This window comes from uncultured Alistipes sp. (assembly GCF_949296715.1).
In the GTDB taxonomy this organism is placed as follows: Bacteria; Bacteroidota; Bacteroidia; order Bacteroidales; family Rikenellaceae; genus Alistipes.
The window spans coordinates 1-6,156 of record NZ_CASFQD010000007.1; the positions used below are offsets into that span (position 1 = coordinate 1).

General features: G+C 62.1%; 6 protein-coding genes. 4 read left to right on the top strand and 2 right to left on the bottom strand.

The window, feature by feature from the left end; translation table 11 throughout:
* Positions 1-165: 165 nt before the first annotated feature.
* The 3 genes from greA to Q1Y33_RS00930 all read left to right on the top strand — a co-directional run bounded on the left by greA (position 166) and on the right by Q1Y33_RS00930 (position 3,601).
* On the top strand, positions 166-642 hold the full coding sequence (gene greA, locus Q1Y33_RS00920) for a transcription elongation factor GreA (protein ID WP_300797374.1): 477 nt from the start codon (positions 166-168) through the stop codon (positions 640-642).
* A gap of 213 nt (positions 643-855) precedes the next feature.
* Complete coding sequence (locus tag Q1Y33_RS00925) at positions 856-1,206, top strand: hypothetical protein (RefSeq protein ID WP_300797375.1); 351 nt, start codon at positions 856-858, stop codon at positions 1,204-1,206.
* 85 nt (positions 1,207-1,291) lie between these two features.
* Complete coding sequence (locus tag Q1Y33_RS00930) at positions 1,292-3,601, top strand: TonB-dependent receptor (RefSeq protein ID WP_300797377.1); 2,310 nt, start codon at positions 1,292-1,294, stop codon at positions 3,599-3,601.
* Between the two features lie 140 nt (positions 3,602-3,741).
* Here Q1Y33_RS00930 and mdh read toward each other — a convergent pair whose 3' ends face one another.
* Both mdh and gcvH read right to left on the bottom strand, forming a co-directional pair.
* A complete protein-coding gene (mdh, locus tag Q1Y33_RS00935) occupies positions 3,742-4,683 on the bottom strand; it encodes a malate dehydrogenase (protein WP_300797378.1) in 942 nt (313 codons plus the stop codon).
* A 128-nt stretch (positions 4,684-4,811) separates the two neighbouring features.
* Positions 4,812-5,189 carry a glycine cleavage system protein GcvH gene (gcvH, locus tag Q1Y33_RS00940; protein WP_300797380.1) on the bottom strand — a complete coding sequence of 126 codons (378 nt, stop codon included), beginning with the start codon at positions 5,187-5,189 and terminating at the stop codon, positions 4,812-4,814.
* Between the two features lie 247 nt (positions 5,190-5,436).
* Between gcvH and Q1Y33_RS00945 the strand changes: the two genes are divergently transcribed.
* Positions 5,437-6,045 carry a DUF5043 domain-containing protein gene (locus Q1Y33_RS00945; protein WP_300797382.1) on the top strand — a complete coding sequence of 203 codons (609 nt, stop codon included), beginning with the start codon at positions 5,437-5,439 and terminating at the stop codon, positions 6,043-6,045.
* The last annotated feature ends 111 nt before the right edge of the window (positions 6,046-6,156 follow it).

Below are 6,156 nucleotides of genomic sequence, written 5' to 3' on the forward strand. Positions count from 1 at the left end.
GATGATGCGCCGCGGGCGGCGGGGCGGTGCCGGCGGCCGGGCCCCGCCGCGAAAGGCGAAAAAAGATTTGGAAATTCGGAATATACTTTCTACCTTTGTAAAAGCAATGCAATGGGTTCTGGCCTTCAACGGCCAGGATTCTTGTTTTTTTATGTGATTTGAACTATGGCAAAAGAGACAATTTATCTGACGGCGGAGGGGTACAAGAAACTCAAGGACGAACTGGACCACATGCGTTCGGTGGAGCGTCCGGCGATCTCGGCGGCCATTGCCGAGGCGCGCGACAAGGGCGACCTGTCGGAGAATGCGGAGTACGATGCTGCCCGTGAGGCACAGGGCCTGCTCGAAATGCGGATCGCCAAGCTCGAAGATACGATCGCCAATGCCCGCGTGATCGACGAGTCGAAGATCGACAAGAGCAAGGTGCAGATATTGAGCAAGGTGACGCTGCTGAACCACAACAACAAGAAACAGATGGTCTATACGATCGTCGCCGAGCACGAGGCCAACCTGCGCGAGGGCAAGCTCGCCATCGGTACGCCGATCGCCAAGGCGCTGCTCGGTCACAAGAAGGGCGACCGCGTGGACGTCGAGGTTCCGGCCGGTACGATCCATTTCGAGATTCTCGACATCAGCATCTGATGCGCCCGTTCGCGGGACGGTGCCGCATGGCCCGCCCCGCGTGCAGGAGGGGGGGGGAAAGAGAAGAAACAATATCCCAAATTTCAGGTATTTTTACCGGACCGCCCTTGCGCGGTCCTTTTTTTTGCTACCTTTGCCGGGTAATTAGAGGAAAAAGGCTCCCCGACGGGGACCGCACCGTGGCGTGCGGCGGTACTTTTCCCCACCCGAAACATGATAAGAACCTCGCTCCAACGTCTCTTTGCCGGGCTGATGCTCTCGGTGCTGCTCGCGGCCTACGCCGGGCAGCAGATCCACATCTACACGGAGGACCTGTTGCACTTCGCCTCGTTCTACGATGCGGACGGTGCGGACGATGCGGACGATGCGGACGAAACGGACGACGGCACATTTGTCGCACGGCACGATGTCGACAACTTCTGCATCTGTCCCTGTCTGGTCGAGGTGCTCTCTGCGCCGGAGTTCCGTGCCGTAGTGCTCGGCGTGCTGGAGTCGTTCGTCACGAGCTGCAAGTGCGGCGCCGCGCGGCAGGTCATCTCCCTGCGGGCTCCGCCGGCCGCCTGACCCCCCCCCTCTGATCCTTTTCGATCCGTTTTTATTCATGCCGTGCGGCGATTCCGTGCGGTCCACCCCTTTAACGATATACTCTATGAAACTGCATATCGTATTGGCGCTCCTCGCGGTGTGCCTTTACACGGGTGCGTCGGGCATCGAGGCACCCACCCGAAAAAATACCGATGCCAACCTCTTCGGCCATGTCGTCGACCGCGACACCCACGAACACATCCCCTATGCCGCGGTCGCCGTACAGGGTACCACCTTCGGCACGACGACCGACGCTTCGGGGCACTATTTTCTCAAGAACCTGCCCGAAGGCGACCTCACGGTTGAGGTGCGTGCCTTGGGCTACGCGCCGCAGCAGGCAACGGTCTCGATGCGTCGCGGCGAGACCGTGGAACTGAACTTCGAGGTGGTGCAGAGCGGCATCTCGATGGACGAGGTGGTTGTCTCGGCGAGCCGTTCGGCGACGCTGCGCCGCGAGGCCCCGGCGCTGGTGAGCGTCCTCGACGCCGACCTCTTCGTGCGGAGCAACGCCGCCTGTCTGGCGCAGGGGCTCTCGTTCCAGCCCGGCGTGCGCGTCGAGGACGACTGCCAGAACTGCGGCTTCACGCAGGTGCGCATCAACGGCCTCGACGGCCACTATTCGCAGATACTGGTCGACTCGCATCCCGTCTTCTCGGCCCTCACGGGCGTCTACGGGCTCGAGCAGATTCCCGCGAACATGATCGAGCGCGTCGAGGTGCTGCGCGGCGGCGGTTCGGCGCTCTTCGGGTCGTCGGCCATCGGCGGCACGATCAACATCATCACGCGCGAGCCGACGCGCAACTCGGCGCAGCTCTCCCATACGCTCACGTCGCTCGGCGGCAGCAACTCCTACGACAACAACACGATGCTCAACGCCTCGCTCGTCTCGGAGAGCGGCCGGGCCGGGGTCTGCGTCTTCGGGCAGAGCCGCCACCGCTCGGGTTACGACCACAACGGCGACGGATTCACCGAACTGCCCGTGATCGAGAGCAGCTCGGTGGGCATGCGCTCCTACTACCGCACGGGGGCCTATTCGCGCATCACGGCGCAGTACCACCACATCGACGAGTATCGCCGCGGCGGCGACCGGCTCAACCGCCCGCCGCACGAGGCCCTCATCGCCGAGCAGGTAGACCATGCGATCGACGGCGGCAGCCTTTCGTTCGACGCTTCGTCGTCGGACCGCAGCGACCGCATGAACGCCTATGTCTCGTTCCAGAATACGGCCCGCAAGAGCTACTACGGCAGCAAGCAGGATGCCGACGCCTACGGCACGACGCATGACATCACGGTCGCTTCGGGCGTGCAGTACGTCCACGCCTTCGACCGCCTGTGGTTCATGCCGTCGGAACTGACCGTCGGGGCAGAGTACAACTTCGACCGGCTCTCGGACCGCTCGATCGGCTACGATATCGCGACCGACCAGACGGTCCACATCGCCGGGGCCTATTTCCAGAACGAATGGAAGACGAAGCGCTGGTCGCTGCTCCTGGGCGGGCGCCTCGACAAGCACAACCTCGTCGACCACGTGATCTTCAGCCCGCGCGTCAACGTGCGCTTCAACCCCTCGGAGTCGGTGAACCTGCGTGCAAGCTACGCCGGAGGCTACCGCGCCCCGCAGGCATTCGACGAGGACCTGCACATCGCCATCGTGGGCGGCAAGCGGGTGCGCATCCGCCTGGCGGACGACCTGAAGGAGGAGCGCTCGCACAGCGTGAGCCTCTCGGCCGACCTCTACCACTCGTTCGGCAGCGTGCAGACCAACCTGCTGGTCGAGGGCTTCTACACGCGGCTCGACGACGTCTTCGCGCTGCGCGACCTGGAGGATACGGCCGACGGCGGCAAGATCAAGGAGCGTTACAACGGTTCGGGCGCCACGGTTGCCGGCGTGAATATCGAGGGCCGGGCGCTCTTCACCCGCTGGTTCGAGCTGCAGGCGGGCATGACGTGGCAGCGCAGCCGCTATGCCGAGCCCGAGCAGTGGAGCGAGGACCCCGACGTGCCGCCCGTGCGGCGGATGTTCCGCACGCCCGACTTCTACGGCTACTTCACCGCGGCACTGAAGCCCCTGCGCCGCATGGCGGTCGACGTGACGGGCACCTGCACGGGCGAGATGCTCGTGCAGCACATGGCCGGTTCGGGTGTCGCGCAGGATGTGGCGGTCACGACGCCGCGGTTCCTCGACCTGAACGTGCGGCTCGCCTACGACATCCCGCTCTACAAGGAGGTGACCATGCAGCTCTACGGCGGCGTGCAAAACCTCTTCAATGCCTACCAGAAGGACTTTGACCGCGGAGCAGAGCGCGATTCGGGCTATGTCTACGGCCCGTCGCTGCCGCGCAGCTGGTTCGTCGGCGTGAAGTTGAGCTTCTGACCCGCCGTCCGGGCCGCCGCTTCCGGGCGGGCAATCCGTCCGGCGCGGCCCGGACCTCTTTCCGGCAGGAACCCGCACGAAAAAACGGCCCCGACACTGCGTCGGGGCCGTTTTTTGCGGACCTTTCGCGGACCGGCGCCCTACAGGGCGTTGATCTCGTGCAGGACGTTGTTCGTCTTGCGCACGGCGGCTGCCGAGGCGGCGAACTTCTCGGCCTCCTCCTTCGTGAGGTCGAGCTTCACGATCTTCTCGATACCCTTGCGGCCGATGATTGCCGGCACGCCGATGCAGATGTCCGACTCGCCGTACTCGCCCTCGAGGTAGCACGAGCAGGGGATCATCTTCTTCTGGTCGTTGAGGATCGACTCGACCATCATGGCTGCGGCGGCCCCCGGAGCGTACCAGGCCGACGTGCCGATGAGCTTCGTCAGCGTGGCGCCGCCGACCATCGTGTTCTGCACGGCCTCCTGCAGCTTCTTCTTCGAGGCGAACTGCGTGACGGGCACGCCGTTGATCGTCGCCTTCGACAGCAGCGGCAGCATCGTCGTGTCGCCGTGGCCGCCGATGACCATGCCGTCGACGTTGTTGATGTTGGCACCCGTAGCCTTGGCCAGGTAGCACTTGAAGCGCGACGAATCGAGGGCGCCGCCCATGCCGATGATGCGGTTCTTCGGCAGGCCCGAGCTCTTGAGCGCCAGGTAGGTCAGCGTATCCATCGGGTTGGCCACCACGATGATGATGGCGCGGGGCGAGTACTTGATGACGTTGCCGATCACGCCCTTCATGATGTTGGCGTTCGTGCCGATCAGCTCCTCGCGCGTCATGCCCGGCTTGCGGGGGATGCCCGAGGTGATGACGACGACATCCGAACCGGCTGAAGCCTTGTAGTCGTTGGTTGCGCCGACGAGCTTCGTGTCGAAGTCCATCAGCGTGGAGGTCTGGTACATGTCGAGCATCTTGCCCTCCGAGAGTCCCTCCTTGATGTCGATGAGAACCACCTCGCTCGCCACCTCGCGGCAAGCCATCACGTTTGCGCAGGTTGCACCTACGGCGCCTGCGCCCACTACGGTAACTTTTGACATAACGGTTTGTATTTTATAAAGTGTACTTTCTGCTTTGCAGCGGCGGCGTGCGCCGCATGTTGCCGCTCTCCGCTCTCCGGTCCTTGTACTCCGGTCCCCGGGCACGGGCCGCCGGTGCGGCCGGGGCGTCAGCCGATCAGCTCCTCGTACTGTGCGGGCGTGAGCAGCGCGTCGACCTCTGCGGGGTTCGACATGCGGACCTTCACGAGCCAGCCTTCGCCGTAGGCATCCTTGTTGACGATCGAGGGGTCGGCATCGACGGCCTCGTTGAACTCCAGCACTTCGCCGCCCACGGGCAGGAAGGCGTCGCTGACGGTCTTCACGGCCTCGATCGAGCCGAAGACGTCGCCTGCGGCGAGCGTCTCGCCGACGGTCGGCACGTCCACGAAGACGATGTCGCCCAGCTGGCTCTGCGCAAAGTCGGTAATGCCGATGACGGCCACGTCACCCTCGACACGGCACCACTCGTGGTCGTTCGAGTATTTCAGATTTGCAGGTACGTTCATGATGTTGTTACGATTTGGTTTGAATTTTACGGTTCACTGACGCAAATATAACTGTTATTTTTGTAACAGCAAAGGAGTTCGCCGCTATTTTCACGGATATTTTTCGGTGACGGGTTGGTATTTCCGTCCGGATTTCGTAATTTTGGAAAAACCGTCCGGATCGTGTGTTGAAAATCCGCTGCAGAACCCCGGTCGGGGTTGCGGACTGGCTTTGCGGGGAAGGGCCCGGACATAACACGCCGAAGCCATGAAAAGAGCAATTATGTTGTTGTCGCTGCTGCTTGCCGCGGCGGGTTACGCCCAGCCGTCGGAGCCGGCGGTGAACTATTATGCGAAAGATGGGACCGTCCAGGCGTCGGACGGAACCGTTTATTGCATCGATGGGGCGGATTCTCCGACCATTACCATCGCCAATGCTGAAAATCGCTACTCGACGGTGGATGCGTCTCCTTCGCTTTATTACAAGGATGGTCGGAGGTTGGAGACCGTGGAAGAGTATGAATCTGTGGACGGAGCGGTGGCGGATCAGGAGATCGTTACCCGGATATTGCGGGAGATGTTTACCGATGAGCAGATCGTCGCGCTGCGCAACCTGCGCCTGCCGTTGGCGGTTGGATGTACGGTGAATCCGGAGACTGGCGTCCAGTTGGAAGTGAAGTTCGCCATCGGGAACTATCCGGAAATGACGTCGCTGTCGCCCGATTTCTATCGGGCGTTCGAGAAACGGCTGAAAGAGGAGGTCCGGTGGAATGTCAATGATTTTGCGAAACAGTTGAAATATATGTTTGGGCTGACGATTTTTAATTTCAGGAAGCTGCCCCTGACAAGCGAACTGGAAGAGAAGCCCGCCGAATAGAAACGTTGAACCGCAACCACATACGGACATGAAAAGATTGGTTATTTTGTGCGGCCTGCTGCTTGCTGTGGCGGGTTACGGCCAGACGCCGGATCCGGTGACGAACTACTA

Excerpts from the sequence above, each read along its gene's own strand:
- greA (WP_300797374.1), top strand. The coding sequence starts at position 166 with ATGGCAAAAGAGACAATTTATCTGACGGCGGAGGGGTACAAGAAACTC.
- Q1Y33_RS00925 (WP_300797375.1), top strand. The coding sequence starts at position 856 with ATGATAAGAACCTCGCTCCAACGTCTCTTTGCCGGGCTGATGCTCTCG.
- Q1Y33_RS00930 (WP_300797377.1), top strand. The coding sequence starts at position 1,292 with ATGAAACTGCATATCGTATTGGCGCTCCTCGCGGTGTGCCTTTACACG.
- mdh (WP_300797378.1), bottom strand. The coding sequence starts at position 4,683 with ATGTCAAAAGTTACCGTAGTGGGCGCAGGCGCCGTAGGTGCAACCTGC.
- gcvH (WP_300797380.1), bottom strand. The coding sequence starts at position 5,189 with ATGAACGTACCTGCAAATCTGAAATACTCGAACGACCACGAGTGGTGC.
- Q1Y33_RS00945 (WP_300797382.1), top strand. The coding sequence starts at position 5,437 with ATGAAAAGAGCAATTATGTTGTTGTCGCTGCTGCTTGCCGCGGCGGGT.